A 22,844-nucleotide genomic window follows, 5' to 3' on the forward strand; every position below is an offset into this window, starting at 1 on the left:
TGGATTACCACCAGATTTCCATCTGGGCACCGAAGGTCCACTCGTCGCTATCGCCACGGCTGAAGGTCTTCGCAGAAGTGTCGTTGTACGCCACGCCGGAGGTGTAGCCCGCACCGGAATCACCGTTCGCGTAGCCCCATTTCTCATCCCACTTGGCGTAGGTTGCGAACAGACGAATTGCCGGACGGGACCAGATGCTGTCGCCCGCCTGCCACTGTTGCGCCAGGGTAATTTTGTACTGGTTGTTGCTGTCGCCAGTTTTCTGCGACTTCACGTTGTCGTAGCCGACTTCCAGCAGGGTGCTCATGATCGGCGTCCATTTGTACATAGGACGTACGCCGACGGTCCACCATTTGGTGCCGTTGTTGTTGTCGAGGTTGATATCCTGGTACATCGCCACGTACATCATGTCCCAATCGTCAGCCAGAGAGACTGCACCGTGGTCAAGCACGCGCCACATGGAACCGTCGTTGTTGATGCTGCCGCCCTGCGGAACGCCTTTACCGTTAGAGGTCATCGCGTCGGTGGCGTACTGCAGAACAAACTTGTTGTAGCCTTTCAGGATGCTCTGGGTGTGTTCAGCGGTGAACATCCAGCCATCTTTAGACGCGTCTGGCTGCAGGTAGTAATTATCCGGAACGTTGGTATGACCGTAGTCAACACCCAGCTCCAGAGTACCGCCCGGGTTGATTTCCATCTGTGCTAAACGCACGTCGAAGACGTCGTTCGGAACGATGTTGTCATATACGCGGTTACCCAGCGCATCACGATCGGCGAAGGTCGCAGAGCCGCCGGATTCAGAAGAACGGGTCGCCGCCAGAGAGAGTTTACCGAAGCCAACATCGATGTTTTCAAGACCCGCACCAGGACCGGAGATATCCCAGTAGTAGAAGTCGATCATGTGGACGTCATGACGCTGGTAGAAGCGCTTACCGGCCCAGATGGTGGAGCCTGGCAGCCAGTCGATCAGGTTTTTACCCTGCACGTTGGCTTCACGGAATGCCGGGCTGGTGGATTCCCAGTCATTTTGCTGCGATACGGAGTAGGCAACGTTAGTATCGAAGTAGAAGCTCTTATCACCTTCTTTCCATACTTCCTGGCCCAGTTTTAATTCCGCATAGGTTTCACATTCGTTACCAAGACGGTATTTACTTTGAGCACCGGTTGCCTGGAAGCACTGTTGTTCACCGCCGCTACCGGTCCAGCCGATACCGGAACGAGCATAACCGTGGAAATCAACGGCCAGCGCCTGAGCAGACATAACGCCTGCCGCGACGGCGACCGCCAGTGGAAGTTTGCGCAGAGTAATCATCATTCTATCTCCTGAGATCATTGCTTTTCTTTGAACACTTCGCCCGTCGTTATGCCTGGTTGCAGCGCCCTATGGGGTTCGTGTTTTTTTTTAATGGGAAGCCTTACACGCCCGGCTCTTTATGCAACCGACGACACGCCGTACCATCCTCACGGAATAAATGGCAGCGCTCTGGTGGCAAACCGATAGCGAATGTGGCTCCCTCTTCTACCAACACCACGTCGTTCTGGCGGTAAACCAGGTTTTGACGGATGGCGGGGATCTGGATATGAATTTGTGTTTCGTGACCAAGCTGCTCAACCACCTGAACGACCCCTTCAAGGGTGACGTCGGCGATATCGCTGGGCAGCAGGTGTTCCGGACGGATACCTAAGGACATGTTGGCGCCAACCTGAACGCGGGCGCTGTCCACCGGCAGCCAGACGTGCTGGCGGTTCGGCAGTTCGACCTGAACCTGCTCAATGGCGGTTGCGGTGACTTTTACCGGCAGGAAGTTCATCTTTGGCGAACCAATAAAGCCCGCAACAAAGCGATCGGCCGGGTAGTGATACAGTTCCAGCGGTTTCCCGACCTGCGCCACGCGGCCGGCGTCCAGCACCACAATTTTGTCGGCCAGCGTCATCGCTTCGACCTGATCGTGGGTAACGTAGATCATCGTGCGCCCAAGGCGCTTATGCAGACGGGAGATTTCGATACGCATCTGCACACGCAGCGCGGCGTCGAGGTTAGAAAGTGGTTCGTCGAGCAGGAACACGCGGGGTTCAGCAACCAGGGTACGGCCAATCGCCACACGCTGACGCTGTCCACCGGATAATGCCTTCGGCTTACGCTCCAGCAAATGCGCCAGCTGCAGCACTTCCGCCACCTGGGTGACGCGCTGGTTAATTAACTCTTTTTTAGCACCGGCCAGCTTGAGGCCGAAGGACATGTTTTCCGCAACGGAAAGATGAGGGTAAAGCGCATACGACTGGAACACCATCCCGATACCGCGTTCGGCAGGAGGGATATCGTTCATTCGCGCATCACCAATAAATAAATCACCACTGGTTATGGTTTCCAGCCCGGCAATCATACGCAGCAGGGTTGATTTGCCGCAGCCCGATGGCCCGACAAACACCACGAACTCCCCTTCCTGGATGTCGAGATTGATATCTTTCGACACCACCACGTCACCCCAGGCTTTCGTTATATTTCGCAGCTGTACGCTCGCCATCCCCATCTCCCTTCGTTACAACCTGTCACTAAAAGACACATTCAAGATGGGCTGACTATGCGGCATTCATTCACCTGGTGAATCCTCCACCCCCGCCTTTTTTATGGGGGAGGAGACGGGAGGATGAGAGATTGCCCCTCGCTGCGGGGGATGGCGTGGCAAAGCCATTTTCGTGATGCAAGTAGCAAAAATGGCCCCGTTTTTATGTGCTCCAGACCCCAATACGGGCATTTCTGCAATGCAGATCACACAAACCACGGGTGGGGCGTAGACATAGGGAGGATGGAAAGGGGTTGTTAAAAAAGGAAACTCATCACCGTTAAGCCACCTAAGTGTATCCACGAGCACATCACCAAAAAGGACTGGTATATGAAAATCAAAACCGGCGCTCGCATCCTCGCGTTGTCTGCATTGACCACGATGATGTTTTCCGCCTCTGCCCTCGCCAAAATTGAAGAAGGTAAGCTGGTTATCTGGATTAACGGCGACAAAGGCTATAACGGTCTCGCCGAAGTGGGTAAGAAGTTTGAAAAAGATACCGGCATTAAAGTTTCCATCGAACACCCGGATAAGCTGGAAGAGAAATTCCCGCAGGTCGCGGCGACTGGCGACGGCCCGGACATCATCTTCTGGGCTCATGACCGTTTCGGTGGCTATGCGCAATCTGGCCTGCTGGCTGAAATCTCCCCGGACAAAGCTTTCCAGGACAAACTCTATCCGTTTACCTGGGACGCCGTACGCTATAACGGCAAACTGATCGCCTACCCTATCGCGGTTGAAGCGCTGTCGCTGATTTACAACAAAGACCTGGTCCCGAATCCGCCGAAAACCTGGGAAGAGATCCCGGCGCTGGATAAAGAACTGAAAGCGAAAGGTAAGAGCGCGCTGATGTTCAACCTGCAAGAACCGTACTTCACCTGGCCGCTGATTGCCGCTGACGGCGGATATGCGTTCAAATTTGAAAACGGCAAGTATGACGTCAAAAACGTAGGCGTGGACAGCGCTGGCGCGAAAGCCGGTCTGACCTTCCTGGTTGACCTCATCAAGAATAAACACATGAATGCCGATACCGATTACTCCATCGCTGAAGCCGCCTTCAACAAAGGCGAAACCGCGATGACCATCAACGGTCCGTGGGCATGGTCGAATATCGATAAGAGCAAGGTCAACTATGGCGTCGCGCTGCTGCCAACCTTCAAAGGCAAAGCGTCTAAACCGTTTGTCGGCGTACTGAGCGCCGGTATCAACGCCGCCAGCCCGAACAAAGAACTGGCGAAAGAGTTCCTCGAAAACTATCTGCTGACCGACCAGGGTCTGGACGAAGTGAACAAGGACAAACCGCTGGGCGCCGTTGCGCTGAAATCCTTCCAGGAAAAACTGGAGAAAGATCCGCGTATCGCTGCAACCATGGCGAACGCCCAGAAAGGCGAAATTATGCCGAACATCCCGCAGATGTCCGCCTTCTGGTATGCCGTACGTACCGCGGTTATCAACGCAGCTAGCGGTCGTCAGACCGTCGATGCCGCGCTGAAAGACGCACAGTCTCGTATCACTAAATAAGAAAATGGCGGGTGGCGCTTACGCTTACCCGCCTTACAACTACGGCCTGGGCCGTAGGTCAGGCGAGCATAAGCGCGGCCTGACAAATAAGTTTTCACCGCTGTAGAGGATGATCCCCATGGATGTCGTTAAAAAGAAACACTGGTGGCAAAGCCCGCAGCTGACATGGTCTGTGATTGGCTTGCTGTGCCTGCTGGTGGGTTACCTTGTCGTTTTGATGTACGCCCAGGGGGAGTACCTGTTTGCCATCCTGACGCTGATTTTAAGCTCAGCTGGCCTGTATATCTTTACCAACCGCAAGGCCTATGCCTGGCGCTATGTCTACCCGGGGCTCGCCGGGATGGGGCTGTTCGTCCTGTTCCCGCTGGTCTGTACCATCGCCATCGCCTTCACCAACTACAGCAGCACCAACCAGCTAACCTTTGAGCGCGCTCAGGAAGTGCTGATGGATCGCTCGTTCCAGGCCGGTAAATCCTACAACTTCTCGCTGTTCCCGGCGGGAGATGAGTGGAAACTGGCGCTGACCGATGGCGACAGCGGCAAAAATTACGTCTCCGATGCCTTTAAACTCGGCGGCGAGCAGAAACTGGCCTTAAAAGAAGCTGAAGCGCTGCCGGAAGGTGAACGCGCAAACCTGCGGATCATCACCCAAAACCGCACCGCGCTGAACCAGCTGACCGCCATCCTGCCTGACGACAGCAAAGTGATCATGAGCTCACTGCGCCAGTTCTCCGGTACCCAGCCGCTGTATACGCTGGCCAATGATGGCACGCTGGCCAACAACCAGAGCGGCGTAAAATATCGTCCGAACAATGACGTCGGTTTCTACCAGTCCATCAACGCCGACGGTAGCTGGGGCGCTGAGAAGCTGAGCCCGGGCTACACCGTCGGGATCGGCTGGGATAACTTCACCCGCGTCTTTACCGACGAAGGGATTCAGAAACCGTTCTTCGCTATCTTCGTCTGGACGGTGGTCTTCTCAGTCCTGACCGTGATTCTGACCGTGGCCGTGGGCATGATCCTCGCCTGCCTCGTACAGTGGGAATCCTTGAAAGGTAAAGCGATTTACCGTGTTCTGCTGATTCTGCCTTACGCCGTACCGTCGTTTATCTCGATTCTGATTTTCAAAGGGCTGTTCAACCAGAGCTTTGGTGAAATCAACATGATGCTCAGCGCGTTGTTCGGCATCAAACCGGCCTGGTTCAGCGACCCGACCACCGCGCGTTCGATGATCGTCATCGTCAACACCTGGCTGGGCTACCCGTACATGATGATTCTGTGCATGGGCCTGCTGAAAGCGATTCCTGACGACCTGTACGAAGCATCGGCAATGGACGGCGCCGGTCCGTTCCAGAACTTCTTTAAGATTACGCTGCCGCTGCTGATTAAGCCGCTGACGCCGCTGATGATCGCCAGCTTCGCCTTTAACTTTAACAACTTCGTGTTGATTCAGCTGTTAACCAACGGTGGTCCGGACCGTCTCGGCACCACCACGCCGGCCGGTTATACCGACCTGCTGGTCAGCTACACCTACCGTATAGCCTTCGAAGGCGGCGGCGGTCAGGACTTCGGTCTGGCGGCAGCGATTGCCACCCTGATCTTCCTGCTGGTGGGCGTACTGGCGATTGTTAACCTGAAAGCCACACGAATGAAATTCGACTAACTGGAATAACCAGGCGTCATTGACGCAGCCAGTTTGGGCCCGGCCAGCGCGCAAGAACCGGAGCGTACACGTAGTACGTGAGGATGATGAGCACTGCCCGGGTTCAAAATGGCAAGTGAGATAGCCTGGAGCGGTATCAAGGGGAATAAAAATATTATGGCTATGGTACAACCCAAATCTCAGAAGCTGCGTCTGCTCACCACGCACCTCCTGCTGCTGGTTTTCATCGCGGCGATTATGTTCCCGCTGCTGATGGTTATTGCTATCTCTCTGCGCGAGGGTAACTTCGCCACCGGCAGCCTGATCCCGGACCAAATCTCCTGGGAGCACTGGCGGCTGGCGCTGGGCTTCAGCGTCGAACACGCTGACGGCCGCGTCACCCCGCCACCTTTCCCGGTTCTGCTATGGTTGTGGAACTCGGTGAAAGTGGCCGGGATCACCGCCATCGGTATCGTGGCGCTGTCCACGACCTGCGCCTACGCCTTTGCCCGTATGCGCTTCCCGGGCAAAGCGACCCTGCTGAAAGGGATGCTGATTTTCCAGATGTTCCCGGCGGTGCTGTCGCTGGTGGCGCTATACGCCTTGTTTGACCGCCTCGGCCAGTATTTACCGTTCGTCGGCCTGAACACCCACGGCGGCGTCATCTTCGCCTATATGGGCGGCATCGCGCTGCACGTCTGGACGATTAAGGGCTACTTCGAAACCATCGACGGCTCGCTGGAAGAAGCGGCGGCGCTGGATGGCGCGACGCCGTGGCAGGCCTTCCGTCTGGTCCTGTTGCCGCTGTCGGTACCGATTCTGGCCGTCGTATTTATTCTGTCGTTCATTGCTGCGATTACCGAAGTCCCGGTAGCCTCGCTGCTGCTGCGCGATGTGAACAGCTATACCCTGGCCGTAGGTATGCAACAGTATCTCAACCCGCAGAACTACCTGTGGGGTGACTTTGCCGCTGCGGCGGTGCTCTCCGCCATTCCGATTACGGTTGTATTCCTGCTGGCCCAGCGCTGGCTGGTTAACGGCCTGACGGCAGGCGGGGTGAAAGGTTAAGTTTCATCGTTATACCCGCCCCAAATTTCAGAGGAGGGACGGTGACTTAGTTGCTGTACACGAACCCCAACCGGGTACGGCAACTACCGCCCTCAGCTGAAAAAGTAAGGCAAATGCCACTGCTATCCTCAACTGGACCCTACATAAATTAAGTTTTGTGACTGTTGGTCAGCGGCCTCTGGAGGCCGCTTTTTTTTATTCGCGTTTCAGGCGGTTGGAGTTACACAGCCACAGCGTAATCACCAGAATCAGGATCGCTGCCGAATAGATAAGCACCGCCATCGGCGATTCGTGATCGACAATAATCAGACGCACAATCGCCGTAATGCCGATATAGACAAAATAGCGCAGCGGAAAGTGAAAGCCCGACTCAAAGTACTTCACAATCAGCGCGATAAACTCGAAATAGAGAAAATAAACCACCAGCCCTTCGACCAGCTTGTACTTACTCACCGGCTCCGGAGTAAACAGGACATGCGCCAGATGGAACGTCTCTTTCCCCAGAAAAACCACCAGGATGACCCCCAGACACAGCAGCGCCAGATTCAAAACTGCCTGCATGGCGGTCGCCACAAAATTGACCAACGGACGATAGACCGACGGCATATGCGTACCTCTTATATTCGTTATTCCTGCCGATCTGTATAACGCAAAAACGTGATCCAGATCGATATTATTCGTTAACTTTTTGCGTCTGTTGCGTCAAATGTAACAATCACTTGCCAGACTGGCGGGTTAAAAAGGATACAGCAATGCTGACAATACGTACGGCGCACCGGGAAGACGCTCCCCTGCTGAGTGAAATGGGGAACGCCAGCTATCGCCACCACTTCGCCCCCCTCTGGCACAGCGCCAGCGAGCTGGCGCACTTCCTCCAGCAGGAGTACTCCCTGCCCGCCCTTCACCGCAGCCTCGCCGATGAGCGCAGCTGCTGGCTGATTGCCGAAGCCCGGCATCCTGTCGGCTTCGCGAAATACAGCTGCCATCAGCCGATAGCGTCCGACGGTCCGCGCGGCACGTTGCTGCATAAGCTCTATTTACTGCCGACTGAAACAGGGCATGGCTACGGTGAGCAGATTTTTAGCGCCGTTGAAGCGCGGGCAAAGGCGGCGGGTGACGACTGGCTGTGGCTGGAAGTCCTCGCCAGCAACCCCGGCGCCAGGCGTTTTTATGAGCGTTCAGGTATGCAATATGTGAAAGACAGCGTATTCCGCTCCGCAACCCAGACGAGCACGCTACATATTCTGGCCAAACCTATCTGAGAGGCGCTATGCACACTCTTCGTGAAACCGGCATCCGCAACGTCACCAGCGGCGAGAACGTGGTGATTTATCAACCTGCCAATCTCTATGACTGCACGCTTGGCGATAACGTCTTTGTCGGGCCATTCGTCGAAATTCAGGGCAATACGCGCATCGGTGCCGACAGTAAAATCCAGTCCCATACCTTTATCTGCGAGTATGTCACGATCGGCGAGCGTTGCTTTATCGGCCACGGCGTGATGTTTGCCAACGATATGTTTCGCGAGGGCCGTCCCGATGCCAACCGGGAAAACTGGGGGCGAATTACGCTTGGCAACGATGTTTCTATCGGCAGCGGCGCGGCCATTCTGGCGGTCAGCATCTGCGATGGCGCGGTGATTGGCGCCGGGAGCGTGGTCACGAAATCGATAACAGAAAAAGGCGTCTGGGCGGGTAACCCGGCGAAACTGCTGCGGCGGCTATAAACAAAAATGCCGCCCCGGAAGGTCGGCATTGAGATCGGTTCGCTGGACGTCTGCCGGACGGCGGCTGACGCCTTGCACGGCCTACAAAACACAGTCGTCGGCCCGCGCAAACAACGCACCGCCGGGTGAATGCAGAAAGCACATAGCCTGAATACCGATCGCCCTGACCGGTATTCAGGCACCGGCGCCTTATGCGCGCCAGGCTTTGTAACGGTTAATCAGGCCGTTCGTCGAGCTGTCGTGGCTGCTGATTTCTTCGCCATCTTTCAGCTCTGGCAGAATGCGGTTTGCCAGCTGTTTACCTAACTCAACGCCCCACTGGTCGAAGGTGAAGATGTTGAGGATCGCGCCCTGGGTGAAGATCTTATGTTCATACAGGGCAATCAGCGCGCCGAGGCTGAACGGGGTGATTTCACGCAGCAGGATGGAGTTGGTCGGGCGGTTGCCTTCGAACACTTTGAACGGCACCACGTGATCCAGGGTTGCCGGATCTTTACCCTGGTCACGATACTCCTGCTCAACCACTTCACGGGATTTACCGAACGCCAGCGCTTCGGTCTGCGCAAAGAAGTTAGACAGCAGCTTCGGATGGTGATCGGAGAGCGGGTTATGGGTAATGGCCGGGGCGATAAAATCGCACGGTACCATTTTGGTCCCCTGGTGAATCAGCTGATAGAACGCGTGCTGACCGTTGGTGCCCGGCTCACCCCAGATGATCGGGCCGGTCTGGTAATCTACGGCGTTGCCGTTACGGTCAACGTATTTGCCGTTAGATTCCATGTTGCCCTGCTGGAAATACGCCGGGAAGCGGTGCATGTACTGGTCGTACGGCAGAATGGCTTCGGTTTCAGCACCGAAGAAGTTGTTGTACCAGATACCGATCAGCGCCAGCAGCACCGGCAGGTTTTTTTCTGGCGCGGCGGTGGAGAAGTGTTTGTCCATCGCATGCGCGCCGGAGAGCAGCTCAACAAAGTTGTCGAAGCCCACGGACAGGATAATGGACAGGCCGATGGCTGACCACAGGGAGTAACGGCCGCCAACCCAGTCCCAGAACTCAAACATATTGGCAGTATCAATCCCGAACTCGCCCACCGCTTTGCCATTGGTGGAGAGTGCGGCGAAGTGTTTCGCCACGTGCTTCTCATCGCCCGCGGTCGCCAGGAACCAGTCGCGCGCGCTGTGGGCGTTGGTCATGGTTTCCTGGGTGGTGAAGGTTTTCGACGCAACCAGGAACAGGGTGGTTTCCGGGTTCACCGTTTTCAGCACTTCGGCGATGTGGGTGCCATCGACGTTAGATACAAAGTGCATATTGAGATGGTTTTTATACGGGCGCAGCGCTTCGGTCACCATGAACGGGCCGAGGTCAGAGCCACCGATACCGATATTCACTACATCGGTAATCGCTTTACCGGTATAGCCTTTCCAGCTGCCGGAGATGATCGCTTCAGAGAAATGCTTCATCTTTTCGAGAACAGCATTCACTTCCGGCATCACATCTTTGCCATCAACAATAATCGGGGTATTGCTACGGTTGCGCAGAGCAACGTGCAGAACAGCGCGATCTTCAGTGCGGTTGATCTTCTCACCGGAGAACATGGACTTGATCGCCCCTGCCAGATCGGTCTCTTTCGCCAGATCCTGCAGTTTGGTCAGCGTCTCTTCAGTGATGCGGTTTTTGGAGAAATCCACCAGCATCAGATCGTCGAACGTTGCGGAAAACTTAGAAAAACGGTCGCTATCTTGCGCGAAAAGCTCGCTGATAGTGACATCTTTCATTTCATCAAAGTGTTTCTGTAATGCCTGCCAGGCAGAGGTCTGCGTTGGGTTGATGTTTTTCATTAGCAATACTCTTCTGATTTGAGAATTGTGACTGCGGTAGATTGTAGCGCCGGCGGCAAAAAATTGTGATGATTTTTATGTTATGCCTATGACACGTGTCAGGAATAGGGTCAGTTCGGGGCAAAAAGCCTCTACTAGTATAGCCATCATAAGGCTTTTTTCTGTTAATCACCCCCGCATGAAAAATCCGCATAACCGCAACGTTGACATACCTACTCCGAAGCCTTTATATAACTGCACTGCCTGCATTTATGCAGGTTTGTATTGCTCGCGCATTTCACGCTACAGCGAAAGGGTATTGCAGGGGGATCATCACCAGCGCCCCCAGGCAAAGTGAAAGACGTCGGTAATTGCCAGAAGAGGTGCGTTGCCCAGGTAACCGTATTGGAGGAACCAGTCCGGCGAAAATACGTGAGGGGGAGCAACGCCGAGGTGATAAAGCGTCTGGTACGCACATCACCGGCCACAGGGGCTGAATCCCCTGGGTTGTCACCAGAAACGTTCGCAGTCGGGCGTTTCATACCCAGGAACTGACGCAAGGCGTTGGGGAGCGGGTCTACAAGGTGGAGCACTTCTGGGTGACATCGTAGCTGTTTATTGCTCTGCGCCCACCCTGTTTTTCGCTCTTCCCTTGTGCCATGGCTGAATAATTTGGCCTGGCTTATTAAGACATTTTATTACTGTAAGTTGGTGTCCAGCCCAGCCCCACTCAGGAATCGTTTTAATAAGTCAGGCCCCCCCTGACACGAGGTTGTTATGACAGATTTAGTTGTAGCCAAATTCGGCGGCACCAGCGTTGCCGATTTCGATGCCATGAATCGCAGCGTTGATGTTGCGCGACTTGATGAGAACACGCGCGTCGTGGTGTTATCGGCCTCTGCGGGTGTGACCAATCTTCTGGTTGCTTTGGCTGAAGGGCTGGAACCCGCTGAGCGTTTTGAAAAGCTCGAATCGCTGCGCCAGATTCAATTCAATATCCTGGAGCGTCTGCGCTATCCCAACGTGATTCGCGAAGAGATCGAGCGTCTGCTGGAAAATATCACCACCCTGGCAGAAGCCGCTGCGCTGGCAAGTTCCGCTGCGCTGACCGACGAGCTGGTCAGCCATGGCGAACTGATGTCCACCCTGCTGTTTGTCGAAATTCTCCGCGAGCGCGGTATTGCGTCACAGTGGTTCGATGTACGTAAGATTATGCGCACCAACGATCGCTTCGGCCGCGCCGAGCCAGACATTGCCGCACTCGCCGAGCTGACGCAGCTGCAGCTGACTCCGCGGCTGGCTGAAGGTCTGGTGGTCACCCAGGGCTTTATCGGCAGCGAAGCCAAAGGCCGTACCACAACGCTGGGCCGCGGCGGCAGCGACTATACCGCCGCTCTGCTGGGCGAAGCGCTGAACGCCAGCCGTGTCGATATCTGGACCGATGTCCCGGGTATCTACACCACCGACCCGCGCGTCGCGCCGGCGGCAAAACGCATTGATGTCATCGCATTTGCCGAAGCGGCAGAAATGGCCACCTTTGGCGCCAAAGTGCTTCATCCGGCCACCCTGCTGCCCGCCGTGCGTAGCGATATTCCGGTGTTCGTGGGATCCAGCAAAGAACCCACCGCCGGCGGAACGCTGGTGTGTAATAAAACCGAAAATCCGCCGCTGTTCCGCGCGCTGGCCCTGCGCCGCCGCCAGACGCTGCTGACGCTGCATAGCCTGAATATGCTGCACTCTCGCGGCTTCCTGGCGGAAGTATTCGGGATCCTCGCGCGCCACAATATTTCCGTGGATCTGATCACCACGTCCGAAGTCAGCATCGCGTTGACTATGGATACCACCGGTTCAACCTCCGCCACCGATACTCTGCTGACGCAGGCGCTGCTGACCGAACTCTCCTCCCTGTGCCGCGTAGAAGTGGAGCAGGATCTGGCGCTGGTGGCGTTAATCGGTAACGAGTTGTCGCGCGCCTGTGGCGTGGGCAAAGAAGTTTTCGGCGTCCTGGAGCCGTTCAATATTCGTATGATTTGCTACGGCGCATCCAGCCATAACCTCTGCTTCCTGGTGCCTGGGGCGGATGCCGAGAAAGTCGTGCAGAAATTGCATCATAATTTGTTTGAATAATATTTCTTCACGCGATAAAAATTACCTATAGCCGGGCTCGAACCCGGCTTTTTTATAACTATATCAACACAACATCCCCTCAATCGTTCGGGCGACGGGCCGGTGCGACGCCCCCTGATGCACAGCAGACAACGTGCCCGGGGAAACAGACACCGCCTGCGCACGCGTTGCCCGAAGGATGAGGCGTTAATCGCAAGGAAAACAACATGCTCGCTACTCTGACGAGGCTGTTCCCGTTATGGGCGCTGCTGCTCTCTGTTCTGGCTTATTATACCCCGTCGACCTTTACGCCCGTCGGGCCGTGGGTCACCACGCTGCTGATGCTCATCATGTTCGGAATGGGGGTGCATCTGAAACTGGATGACTTTAAGCGCGTGCTGTCGCGCCCGGCGCCGGTTGCTGCAGGTATTTTTCTTCACTATCTGGTGATGCCTCTCGCCGCCTGGGCGCTGGCGCTGCTGTTCCATATGCCGCCTGAGCTGTCAGCCGGCATGGTACTGGTCGGGAGCGTCGCCAGCGGGACAGCATCGAACGTGATGATCTATCTCGCGAAAGGCGATGTGGCGCTGTCTGTCACCATCTCATCTGTTTCTACGCTGGTCGGCGTGGTTGCCACGCCGCTGCTGACGCGGCTGTATGTGGATGCGCACATTCAGGTCGACGTAATGGGGATGCTGCTCAGCATCCTGCAGATCGTCGTGATCCCGATTGCGCTGGGCCTGGTGATTCACCATACGCTGCCCAAAGTGGTGAAAGCGGTTGAACCTTTTCTGCCCGCCTTCTCGATGATCTGCATCCTGGCGATTATCAGCGCCGTCGTCGCCGGCTCCGCCTCCCATATCGCTTCGGTGGGCCTGGTGGTGATTGTCGCGGTGATCCTGCATAACGCCATCGGTCTGCTCGGCGGCTACTGGGGCGGACGGCTGTTTGGCTTTGACGAGTCAACCTGCCGGACGCTGGCGATTGAAGTAGGGATGCAAAACTCTGGTCTGGCTGCCGCGCTGGGGAAAATCTACTTCGGCCCGCTCGCCGCGCTGCCCGGTGCGCTGTTTTCAGTCTGGCACAACCTGTCCGGTTCGCTGCTGGCGGGCTACTGGTCCGGGAAACCTACCGCCAAAAACGTGAACAAACGCTAATATTCCCTCACCCGGGCCAACGGCCCGGGTAATTTCCCCGTTTACGCGTTCCTCAACGGGACTAACGCGCTGTCCGTCGGCCCGCGATTACCGTACACTGGGTTATCCGGCAGACTGAGGGCACCACTATGGCACTTCCCCGCATTACGCAAAAAGAGATGACAGAGCGCGAGCAACGCGAACTCAAAACGCTGCTTGACCGGGCCCGAATTGCGCACGGCCGTCCGCTGACCAACGCGGAGACCAACGCCGTCAAGAAAGAGTACATCGACAAGCTGATGGTGCTGCGAGAAGCCGAAGCGAAAAAGGCCCGCCAGTTAAAGAAAAAGCAGGCCTACAAACCCGATAACGAAGCATCATTTTCGTGGTCGGCGAGCACGCCAACGCGCGGCAGGCGTTAACGCCCTTTCTTTTTACGCCCCGGCTGAGTAAAACGTTTTCCGTTAGACGCCGGGCGCCCTTTCTCGTTTTTCTCACTGCTCTTTTCAATCTTCACCACCGGACGTTTGATCCCGGCGGTTTTCGGTTTGGCTTTCGCCTTCGGTTTGGCCTCAGAGGATGAATTCTCAATCAGCTTAAACAGCGCCACCAGCTCATCATCCGTCAGGTCGCGCCACTCACCAAGCGGCAGTCCCGACAGCCCGACGTTCATGATCCGCGTCCGTTCCAGCTTCGTGACCTCATAGCCAAAGTGCTCGCACATCCGGCGAATCTGCCGGTTCAGGCCCTGAACCAGGGTAATACGAAACACGAACGGCGCTTCCTTCCTGACTTTACACTTCTTCGTCACCGTGCCAAGAATCGGGACGCCAGCGCCCATACCGCGAATAAACTCGTCGGTCACCGGCTTGTCCACCGTCACCAGATACTCTTTCTCGTGATCGTTGCCGGCACGCAGGATCTTATTCACCAGATCGCCGTGGTTGGTCAGAAAGATCAGCCCCTGAGAGTCTTTGTCCAGTCGACCAATCGGGAAGACACGCTTGCTGTGGTTAACAAAGTCCACAATGTTATCGCGCTCGCTGTCTTCCGTTGTGCTGACAATACCGACCGGTTTATTCAGGGCGATGAAGACCAGATCTTCGGCCTCGCGCGGCTCGATCAATTGACCGTTGACCTTCACGACATCGCCAGGATTAACCTGATCGCCAATGGTCGCACGCTTGCCATTGATAAAAACATTGCCTTGTTCAATGTAGCGATCGGCTTCGCGACGCGAGCAAATTCCGCTTTCACTGATGTATTTATTGAGTCGGGTTGATGAGTCGGGCAGCATAAATTCTCCTGTAAAAGCGAAATATACCTCAGGCCGCGGACAATCAAAAATAATCGCGTCTCCACGACTCGCCGCTAAATGTGATCCGTCACACCTTTCTACACAAAAGTGTTCCACCCCGTGCCGTGCAATTCTGCCCGGCGAAAATAAGCAGAATCAAACCATTAGCTCATCACGCACAAACGTGCCATCTCCAGGCAGGTCAGCAATCAAATGTGCAAAACAAACCGCCATCTTATGGTGATGATATAGCGGAAAATTGCTTTGTCGCCGGCGATAGTTGGGGTTATATCAGATCAAGAGAGCAAGAACACCGTTTGCACAAATGTGCAGGAGCCCAAAGATGGCGATCGAAAATAGCGATGATATCCGCTTAATCGTTAAAGTTGCCCAGCTCTATTATGAGCAGGAGATGACCCAGGCGCAGATTGCCCGTGAGCTGGGTATTTACCGCACCACGATCAGCCGCCTGCTAAAACGCGGTCGTGAGCAGGGTATTGTCACCATCGCCATCAACTACGACTACAACGAAAATCTGTGGCTGGAACAGCAGCTGAAGCAAAAGTTCGCTCTCAAAGAGGCGGTGGTCGCCTCCTGCGAGTCATCACAGGAAGAGGACCAGCTGAGCACCATCGGGCAGCATGGCGCTCAGCTGGTCGACCGCCTGCTTGAACCTGGCGATATTATCGGCTTTTCCTGGGGGCGGGCGGTTCGTGCGCTGGTCGAAACGCTACCGCAGGCCAGTCAGTCGCGGCAGGTGATTTGCGTACCGATTATCGGCGGCCCCTCGGGCAAGCTGGAGAGCCGGTATCATGTGAACACGCTGACCTACGGCGCCGCCGCCAGGCTGAAAGCCGAATCGCATCTTGCTGACTTCCCGGCGCTGCTGGAAAACACATTGATTCGCAACGGTATTATGCAGTCCCAGCATTTTAAAACGATTTCATCCTACTGGGAGAATCTCGATGTGGCGCTGGTGGGTATCGGTTCCCCGGCGATTCGCGATGGCGCCAACTGGCATGCGTTTTATGGTAGCGAAGAGAGCGATGATCTTAACGCGCGACACGTCGCCGGCGATATTTGTTCACGCTTTTATGATATCAACGGTATCGCCGTTGAAACCAATATGAATGAAAAAACGCTCTCCATCGATATTGCCAGATTAAAACAGGTGCGTTATTCCGTGGGTATCGCCATCGGCGAAGAAAAATATACCGGAATTATTGGCGCATTGCGCGGGGGTTATATTAACTGTCTGGTGACGAATCGAGAGACCGCAGAACGGTTACTGAAATAAAAGACGTTTTCTTTTGACGCAGCTCGCGCTGCGTGGGATCCCTTTACCTGAAAATGAGATGACGATTATGCAAACATGGCTAAATCTGCAAGATAAAACAATTATTGTTACCGGCGGCGCGTCGGGAATTGGTCTGGCAATTGTTGACGAGTTATTAAGTCTCGGTGCAAATGTCCAGATGATCGATATTCACGGCGGTGACAAGCATCACCACCATGACCATTACAGGTTCTGGCCTACGGATATTTCCAGCGCCAGCGAGGTGAATCACACCGTCGAACAGATTATTCAACAATACGGTCGTATCGATGGTCTGGTGAATAATGCCGGGGTGAATTTTCCGCGTCTCCTCGTCGATGAGAAAGCCCCGGCAGGACGCTATGAACTCAATGAGGCCGCCTTTGAAAAGATGGTGAACATCAACCAAAAAGGGGTCTTTCTGATGTCGCAGGCGGTGGCCCGGCAGATGGTGAAACAGCGCGCAGGCGTCATTGTTAACGTCTCGTCAGAAAGCGGGCTGGAAGGCTCTGAAGGTCAGAGCTGCTATGCCGCGACCAAAGCCGCGCTGAATAGCTTCACGCGTTCATGGTCCAAAGAGCTGGGGAAACACGGTATCCGCGTTGTGGGCGTGGCGCCTGGCATCCTCGAAAAAACCGGGTTGCGCACGCCGGAATACGAAGAAGCGCTGGCCTGGACGCGCAATATCACCGTCGAGCAGCTGCGCGCGGGCTATAGCAAAAACGCGATACCGATTGGTCGCTCCGGTCGTCTGAGCGAAGTAGCCGACTATGTCTGCTACCTGCTGTCAGAGCGGGCAAGCTATATAACCGGAGTAACCACTAACATCGCCGGCGGAAAAACCCGCGGATAAGGAGTCGATATGGTGAATGTGATTTTCTGCGCCCACGGTCAGCTGGCCTGCGCCATGCTGGATTCGGTGCGCATGGTCTATGGTGACGTGCAGGCCAGCGCCGTGGCATTTATGCCCGGCGAAAACGCCAGCGACATCGCCACCAGGCTGGATGAGTTAGTAAGCACTCACAATGACAGTGAGTGGCTGATCGCCGTCGATTTACAGTGCGGCAGCCCGTGGAATGCCGCTGCCGGGCTGGCGATGAAAAACCCGCGGCTGCGGGTCATCAGCGGCCTCTCATTACCGCTGGCGCTGGAACTGGTGGATAACCAGCAGACCCTGACCGCAGACGCCCTGTGTGCACATCTGACGACCATTGCCAGCCAGTGCTGCGTGGTCTGGCGACAGCCGGAAACCATTGAGGAGGATTTTTGATGAACATTACGCTTGCCCGTATTGATGACCGCCTGATCCATGGCCAGGTGACCACCGTGTGGTCAAAAGTCGCCAACGCCCGGCGCATTATTATCTGCAACGACGAGGTCTATAACGATGAGGTACGTCGGACCTTACTCCGCCAGGCCGCGCCTCCGGGCATGAAGGTCAATGTCGTTAACCTCGAAAAAGCAGTCGCCGTTTATCACAACCCGCAATATCAGAACGAGACCGTTTTTTATTTATTTACCAACCCTCAGGATGTTTTAACGATGGTCAAACAGGGGGTCAATATTGCCACCTTAAATATTGGCGGAATGGCCTGGCGACCGGGTAAAAAACAATTAACCAAGGCAGTCTCTTTAGACGACGAGGATATTCATGCATTTCGTCAACTGGATAAGCTGGGCGTAAAACTGGATTTGCGTGTGGTGGCATCAGATCCGTCCATTAATATCCTCGACAAAATAGCCGAGCACACTGCCACAGAATAAAACAGCGCCTGTATTTTGCACATCGTTATTCTGCATGGCACACCCTGGAAATAGACTTAGCACAATCTTTGGTGACAGGTTTAAAAATATAAAAGCCATACCGTGACCGTCAGAGTAATACCGTGTTAATGCCGTAACAGGCAGGGATTTGCATACCCTCAAGGTGACATATTATGGAAATCAGTACCCTACAAATAATCGCCATATTTCTTTTTTCCTGTATTGCCGGAATGGGCAGCGTACTGGATGAATTTCAGACGCATCGCCCGTTAATTGCCTGCACGGTCATTGGCTTAATTCTCGGTGATTTAAAAACCGGGATTATGCTCGGCGGCACGCTGGAACTGATCGCACTCGGCTGGATGAACGTCGGCGCCGCGCAATCGCCGGATTCGGCGCTGGCCAGCATTATCTCCGCGATTCTGGTTATCGTCGGCCATCAAAGTATCGCCACAGGGATCGCCATCGCGCTGCCGGTGGCCGCAGCAGGCCAGGTGCTCACCGTTTTCGCCCGCACCATCACGGTGGTCTTTCAACACGCAGCGGACAAGGCGGCGGAGGACGCGCGTTTTCGCACTATTGACATGCTGCATATCTCGGCGCTGGGCGTACAGGCGCTCCGCGTCGCGATTCCGGCACTGGTGGTCTCGCTGTTTGTCAGCGCCGACATGGTCAGCAACATGCTGAACGCCATTCCGGAATTTGTCACCCGCGGCCTGCAAATCGCCGGTGGTTTTATTGTGGTGGTGGGCTACGCCATGGTGCTGCGCATGATGGGCGTCAAATACCTGATGCCGTTCTTTTTCCTCGGTTTTCTGGCGGGAGGCTATCTCGATTTCAGCCTGCTGGCCTTCGGCGGCGTGGGCGTCATTATCGCGCTGATTTATATCCAGCTGAACCCGCAATGGCGTAAGGCTGAGGCCCCGCAGGCCTCCGCCTCTTCCGCCGCCCTTGACCAACTTGACGACTGATGGAGCCCGTTATGGAACCGAAAAAACTCACCCAAGGCGACCTGGTTAACATCTTTCTGCGCTCCAACCTGCAGCAGGCCTCCTTCAACTTTGAACGCATTCATGGCCTCGGCTTTTGCTACGACATGATCCCGGCGATCAAGCGTCTCTATCCGCTAAAAGAGGATCAGGTGGCGGCGCTAAAACGCCATCTGGTGTTCTTCAACACCACTCCCGCCGTCTGCGGCCCGGTGCTGGGCGTCACCGCGGCGATGGAAGAAGCGCGCGCCAACGGCGCGGCCATCGACGATGGGGCGATCAACGGCATCAAAGTTGGCCTGATGGGGCCGCTGGCCGGGGTCGGCGATCCGCTGGTCTGGGGCACGTTACGCCCGATTACCGCGGCACTCGGCGCGTCGCTGGCACTCTCGGGAAACATACTAGGCCCATTACTCTTTTTCTTCATTTTCAATGCAGTACGCCTGGCAATGAAATGGTACGGCCTGCAGCTTGGTTTCCGTAAGGGGGTCAATATCGTCAGCGATATGGGCGGTAACCTGCTGCAAAAACTGACCGAAGGGGCCTCTATTTTAGGTCTGTTCGTGATGGGCGTGCTGGTCACCAAGTGGACCTCCATCCACGTGCCGTTGGTAGTGTCGCAAACGCCAGGGGCCGACGGCACCACCGTCACCATGACCGTACAAAACATCCTCGACCAGCTTTGTCCCGGCCTGCTGGCGCTGGGCCTGACGCTGTTGATGGTGCGCCTGCTCAATAAAAAAGTTAACCCGGTATGGCTGATCTTTGCCCTGTTTGGTCTGGGGATTATCGGTAACGCACTGGGCTTCTTGTCCTGATTATTCGGCCCCGGTCGCGCCGGGGCCACTTCAATAAGCTAACCCCGCAGTAAAAGGGGATGAGGTGGTAAACATGAAAACGACAGCTCTACGCCTTTACGGTAAACGCGACCTGCGTCTGGAAACCTTTGCACTCCCGGAAATGCAGGATGACGAGATCCTCGCCCGCGTGGTCACCGACAGCCTGTGCCTCTCTTCCTGGAAGGAGGCCAACCAGGGGGAAAACCATAAAAAGGTGCCGGACGACGTGGCGGTGAATCCGATTATCATCGGCCATGAATTCTGTGGCGAAATCCTCGCAGTCGGGAAAAAGTGGCAGCATAAATTCCAGGCCGGCCAGCGCTATGTGATTCAGGCCAACCTGCAGCTGCCGGATCGCCCCGATTGCCCCGGCTACTCCTTCCCGTGGATCGGTGGCGAAGCGACTCACGTGGTGATCCCGGATGAGGTCATGACGCAAGATTGTCTGCTCACCTGGGAAGGCGATACCTGGTTTGAAGGCTCGCTGGTCGAACCGCTCTCCTGCGTGATCGGTGCATTCAACGCCAACTATCATCTGCAGGAAGGGAGCTATAACCATGTGATGGGCATCCGGCCTCAGGGCCGCACGCTGATCCTCGGCGGTACCGGCCCAATGGGGCTGCTGGCGATCGACTATGCGCTGCATGGACCGGTGAACCCTGCCCTGCTGGTCGTGACCGACACCAATAAGCCGAAGCTGAGCTACGCCCGCCAGCATTATCCGTCAGAGCCGCAAACGTTGATCCATTACCTCGACGGTCACGATGCCGGACGCGAAACGCTGATGGCGCTGACCGGCGGCCACGGCTTCGATGATATTTTTGTGTTCGTGCCGAATGAGCAGCTGATTACCATGGCGTCTTCGCTGCTGGCCCCGGACGGCTGCCTGAACTTCTTTGCCGGTCCGCAGGATAAGCAGTTCAGCGCCCCGATAAACTTTTACGACGTGCATTATGCCTTTACGCATTACGTCGGGACTTCCGGCGGCAATACTGACGATATGCGGGCCGCCGTGGCGCTGATGCAGGCGAAAAAAGTCCAGGCGGCGAAAGTGGTGACCCATATTCTCGGACTGAATGCGGCGGGTGAAACAACCCTCGATTTGCCGGCCGTCGGCGGTGGTAAAAAGCTGGTGTATACCGAAAAATCGCTTCCCCTGACCCCTCTTGGCGCTATTGCTGACCCTGAGCTGGCGGCCATTATGGCGCGTAATCACGGGATCTGGTCCGCCGAAGCGGAACGGTACCTGCTGGCCCACGCACCGGACATTGCTCATGATTAATCGCGAAACACAGCTCTGCATGTCGCTGGCCGGCCGGCCAGGCAACTTCGGCACCCGCTTTCATAACTATCTGTATGAGAAGCTGGGGCTAAATTTTATCTATAAAGCCTTTACCACGCAGGATATCGCCGCCGCGGTGGGAGGAGTACGGGCGCTGGGGATTCGCGGTTGCGCGGTCTCGATGCCGTTTAAAGAGAGCTGTATGCCTTTCCTTGACGCCATCGACCCTTCGGCCAGGGTGATTGATTCCGTCAATACCATCGTGAACGACAACGGCAGATTGACCGGGCTCAACACCGACTATATCGCGGTGAAGAGCCTGATCGACAGCCACCAGCTGGATACCCGTGCCAGCGTGATGATTCAGGGCAGCGGCGGCATGGGGAAAGCGGTTATCGCCGCCTTTCGCGACGCCGGCTTCCGCGATGTGGTTATCGCCGCCCGCAATCGCGATAGCGGCCTGGCGCTGGCGAAACAGTACGGTTTTCAGTGGCAGCCGCAGCCTGAAGGGATCAGGGTCGATATTCTGGTCAACGTCACGCCGCTCGGCATGGCCGGCGGCACGCATAGCGACACTCTGGCGTTCAGCCAGTCGATGGTTGGGCAGGCTCAGGTGGTGTTCGACGTGGTGGCGCTGCCGTCGGAAACACCGCTGATTCGTCTGGCGCAGAAGCTGGATAAGCAGATTATCAGCGGCGCAGAGGTGATTGCGCTGCAGGCGGTGGAACAATTCGTGCTTTATACCGGCGTCCGTCCGGATGCCGCTCTCGTCAACGAGGCGGCGGCATTTGCGCGGGCGGGGTAAGCCTGAGCGCCAGGGAGGGCGCTCTTTCTCCGGTGTCCTACTCCGGTTCCATACGCTTTGCCTTCCGTTAACCGTCCCCCTCTTCTCACGCGTCACCGCAGCAAGAGGCCCGATGACGCGCCGCCACCTTGCAACATCGTGAGCCATATCAGTGAGCCTGCGGGCAAGCGGTGGTAGGATCCTCTGCGACTCTGTAACCTGGCTAAATGGAGAAAAGATGGAACTGCTGTTATTGAGTAACTCGTCGCTGCCTGGCAAAGCATGGCTGGAACATGCGCTGCCGCTAATTGCCGGACAGCTAAACGGACGCCGTTCCGCGGTGTTTATCCCCTTTGCCGGAGTGACGCAAACCTGGGATGACTACACGGCCAAAGCCGCCGCGGTGCTCGCCCCGCTCGGCGTTTCCGTCACCGGTATTCACAGCGTCGCCGACCCCGTGGCGGCGATTGCAGCCGCTGAAGTGGTGATTGTCGGCGGCGGCAATACTTTTCAGCTGCTGAAAGAGTGCCGCGGACGCGGGCTTCTGGCGCCCATTGTGGACGTTGTGCAGCGTGGCGCGTTGTACATTGGCTGGAGCGCGGGCGCAAACCTCGCCTGCCCGACCATCCGCACCACCAACGATATGCCGATTGTCGATCCGCAGGGGTTTGACGCGCTGGGGCTGTTCCCGCTGCAGATTAACCCGCACTTTACCAACGCGCTGCCGGCAGGACATCAGGGCGAAACCCGTGAGCAACGTATTCGCGAACTGCTGGTCGTGGCCCCGGAGCTGACGATCATCGGCCTGCCGGAGGGCAACTGGATTCAGGTGACACAGGGGCAGGCCACCCTCGGCGGCCCGAATCCGACGCTGCTGTTTAAAGCCGGTGAGGAAGCGCTGCCTCTGCAGGCTGGTCACCGCTTTTAAAATGACGGTTCCCGGCTTGCGGCGTCAGCGTCGCCGCCGGGATATCGCCCCCGTGACCGGTTAAT

Annotated in this window: 22 protein-coding genes and 1 riboswitch; of the genes, 17 read left to right on the forward strand and 5 right to left on the reverse strand. The window is 56.0% G+C overall.

The genetic code is table 11. The annotated features are described in order from the left end of the window. Positions 1-4 precede the first annotated feature (4 nt). The gene (locus DSD31_RS24235; protein WP_004856433.1) at positions 5-1,315 is read right to left on the reverse strand and encodes a maltoporin; all 1,311 of its coding nucleotides are present in this window, start codon (positions 1,313-1,315) and stop codon (positions 5-7) included. A gap of 100 nt (positions 1,316-1,415) precedes the next feature. Beyond that, positions 1,416-2,525, reverse strand: a complete 1,110-nt coding sequence (gene malK / locus DSD31_RS24240; RefSeq protein WP_004856431.1) for a maltose/maltodextrin ABC transporter ATP-binding protein MalK — start codon at positions 2,523-2,525, stop codon at positions 1,416-1,418. Positions 2,526-2,894: 369 nt separating this feature from the next. Here malK and malE point away from each other — a divergent pair, with 369 nt between their 5' ends. The 3 genes from malE (at position 2,895) to malG (ending at position 6,795) form a co-directional block, all read left to right on the forward strand. Continuing rightward, complete coding sequence (gene malE, locus DSD31_RS24250; RefSeq protein WP_015585369.1) at positions 2,895-4,085, forward strand: maltose/maltodextrin ABC transporter substrate-binding protein MalE; 1,191 nt, start codon at positions 2,895-2,897, stop codon at positions 4,083-4,085. A gap of 118 nt (positions 4,086-4,203) precedes the next feature. Next, positions 4,204-5,748: a maltose ABC transporter permease MalF gene (gene malF, locus DSD31_RS24255; RefSeq protein ID WP_004856427.1), complete on the forward strand. Its 1,545-nt coding sequence runs from the start codon at positions 4,204-4,206 to the stop codon at positions 5,746-5,748. Positions 5,749-5,904: 156 nt separating this feature from the next. Continuing rightward, positions 5,905-6,795, forward strand: a complete 891-nt coding sequence (gene malG / locus DSD31_RS24265) for a maltose ABC transporter permease MalG (protein ID WP_015585370.1) — start codon at positions 5,905-5,907, stop codon at positions 6,793-6,795. A 195-nt stretch (positions 6,796-6,990) separates the two neighbouring features. On the opposite strand, the gene psiE is transcribed toward malG, so the two are convergent. After that, on the reverse strand, positions 6,991-7,401 hold the full coding sequence (psiE, locus tag DSD31_RS24270; protein ID WP_004856423.1) for a phosphate-starvation-inducible protein PsiE: 411 nt from the start codon (positions 7,399-7,401) through the stop codon (positions 6,991-6,993). A 146-nt stretch (positions 7,402-7,547) separates the two neighbouring features. Here psiE and DSD31_RS24275 point away from each other — a divergent pair, with 146 nt between their 5' ends. Then, positions 7,548-8,057 (forward strand): GNAT family N-acetyltransferase, encoded by a 510-nt coding sequence (locus DSD31_RS24275; RefSeq protein WP_004856420.1) that lies wholly within the window; start codon positions 7,548-7,550, stop codon positions 8,055-8,057. An 8-nt stretch (positions 8,058-8,065) separates the two neighbouring features. After that, on the forward strand, positions 8,066-8,521 hold the full coding sequence (locus tag DSD31_RS24280; protein WP_032718538.1) for an acyltransferase: 456 nt from the start codon (positions 8,066-8,068) through the stop codon (positions 8,519-8,521). A gap of 189 nt (positions 8,522-8,710) precedes the next feature. Here DSD31_RS24280 and pgi read toward each other — a convergent pair whose 3' ends face one another. Beyond that, positions 8,711-10,360: a glucose-6-phosphate isomerase gene (gene pgi / locus DSD31_RS24285; protein WP_004856418.1), complete on the reverse strand. Its 1,650-nt coding sequence runs from the start codon at positions 10,358-10,360 to the stop codon at positions 8,711-8,713. Positions 10,361-10,709: 349 nt separating this feature from the next. Further along, positions 10,710-10,942, forward strand: a riboswitch (Lysine riboswitch). A gap of 174 nt (positions 10,943-11,116) precedes the next feature. On the opposite strand from pgi, the gene lysC reads away from it, so the two are divergent. The 3 genes from lysC to DSD31_RS24305 all read left to right on the forward strand — a co-directional run bounded on the left by lysC (position 11,117) and on the right by DSD31_RS24305 (position 14,003). After that, complete coding sequence (gene lysC / locus DSD31_RS24295) at positions 11,117-12,466, forward strand: lysine-sensitive aspartokinase 3 (RefSeq protein WP_004856417.1); 1,350 nt, start codon at positions 11,117-11,119, stop codon at positions 12,464-12,466. 206 nt (positions 12,467-12,672) lie between these two features. Beyond that, a complete protein-coding gene (gene panS / locus DSD31_RS24300) occupies positions 12,673-13,602 on the forward strand; it encodes a ketopantoate/pantoate/pantothenate transporter PanS (RefSeq protein ID WP_004856416.1) in 930 nt (309 codons plus the stop codon). Between the two features lie 128 nt (positions 13,603-13,730). Next, on the forward strand, positions 13,731-14,003 hold the full coding sequence (locus tag DSD31_RS24305) for a YjbD family protein (RefSeq protein ID WP_075808967.1): 273 nt from the start codon (positions 13,731-13,733) through the stop codon (positions 14,001-14,003). Here DSD31_RS24305 and rluF read toward each other — a convergent pair. Next, a complete protein-coding gene (rluF, locus tag DSD31_RS24310) occupies positions 14,000-14,878 on the reverse strand; it encodes a 23S rRNA pseudouridine(2604) synthase RluF (RefSeq protein ID WP_004856412.1) in 879 nt (292 codons plus the stop codon). The genes DSD31_RS24305 and rluF overlap by 4 nt on opposite strands. Before the next feature lie 343 nt (positions 14,879-15,221). Here rluF and DSD31_RS24315 point away from each other — a divergent pair, with 343 nt between their 5' ends. The 9 genes from DSD31_RS24315 to pepE all read left to right on the forward strand — a co-directional run bounded on the left by DSD31_RS24315 (position 15,222) and on the right by pepE (position 22,779). Next, positions 15,222-16,175 (forward strand): sugar-binding transcriptional regulator, encoded by a 954-nt coding sequence (locus tag DSD31_RS24315; RefSeq protein WP_004856410.1) that lies wholly within the window; start codon positions 15,222-15,224, stop codon positions 16,173-16,175. A 67-nt stretch (positions 16,176-16,242) separates the two neighbouring features. Further along, positions 16,243-17,046 carry an SDR family oxidoreductase gene (locus tag DSD31_RS24320; RefSeq protein WP_004856408.1) on the forward strand — a complete coding sequence of 268 codons (804 nt, stop codon included), beginning with the start codon at positions 16,243-16,245 and terminating at the stop codon, positions 17,044-17,046. Between the two features lie 9 nt (positions 17,047-17,055). Then, positions 17,056-17,463 (forward strand): mannose/fructose/sorbose PTS transporter subunit IIA, encoded by a 408-nt coding sequence (locus DSD31_RS24325; protein ID WP_015585374.1) that lies wholly within the window; start codon positions 17,056-17,058, stop codon positions 17,461-17,463. Continuing rightward, complete coding sequence (locus tag DSD31_RS24330; protein ID WP_032718537.1) at positions 17,463-17,957, forward strand: mannose/fructose/sorbose PTS transporter subunit IIB; 495 nt, start codon at positions 17,463-17,465, stop codon at positions 17,955-17,957. Before DSD31_RS24325 ends, DSD31_RS24330 begins: the two co-directional genes overlap by 1 nt. Before the next feature lie 173 nt (positions 17,958-18,130). Beyond that, positions 18,131-18,928 carry a PTS mannose/fructose/sorbose transporter subunit IIC gene (locus DSD31_RS24335; protein ID WP_004856402.1) on the forward strand — a complete coding sequence of 266 codons (798 nt, stop codon included), beginning with the start codon at positions 18,131-18,133 and terminating at the stop codon, positions 18,926-18,928. An 11-nt stretch (positions 18,929-18,939) separates the two neighbouring features. Beyond that, positions 18,940-19,764 carry a PTS system mannose/fructose/sorbose family transporter subunit IID gene (locus DSD31_RS24340; RefSeq protein ID WP_004856400.1) on the forward strand — a complete coding sequence of 275 codons (825 nt, stop codon included), beginning with the start codon at positions 18,940-18,942 and terminating at the stop codon, positions 19,762-19,764. 73 nt (positions 19,765-19,837) lie between these two features. Beyond that, the gene (sorE, locus tag DSD31_RS24345) at positions 19,838-21,067 is read left to right on the forward strand and encodes an L-sorbose 1-phosphate reductase (RefSeq protein ID WP_032718535.1); all 1,230 of its coding nucleotides are present in this window, start codon (positions 19,838-19,840) and stop codon (positions 21,065-21,067) included. After that, positions 21,060-21,872 carry a shikimate 5-dehydrogenase gene (locus DSD31_RS24350; protein WP_004856397.1) on the forward strand — a complete coding sequence of 271 codons (813 nt, stop codon included), beginning with the start codon at positions 21,060-21,062 and terminating at the stop codon, positions 21,870-21,872. The genes sorE and DSD31_RS24350 overlap by 8 nt, the downstream gene beginning before the upstream one ends. Positions 21,873-22,089: 217 nt before the next feature. Beyond that, the gene (pepE, locus tag DSD31_RS24355; RefSeq protein WP_004856395.1) at positions 22,090-22,779 is read left to right on the forward strand and encodes a dipeptidase PepE; all 690 of its coding nucleotides are present in this window, start codon (positions 22,090-22,092) and stop codon (positions 22,777-22,779) included. The last annotated feature ends 65 nt before the right edge of the window (positions 22,780-22,844 follow it).

It is taken from the genome of Klebsiella sp. X13 (genome assembly GCF_003323835.1).
GTDB classification, from domain to species: domain Bacteria; phylum Pseudomonadota; class Gammaproteobacteria; order Enterobacterales; family Enterobacteriaceae; genus Klebsiella; species Klebsiella ornithinolytica.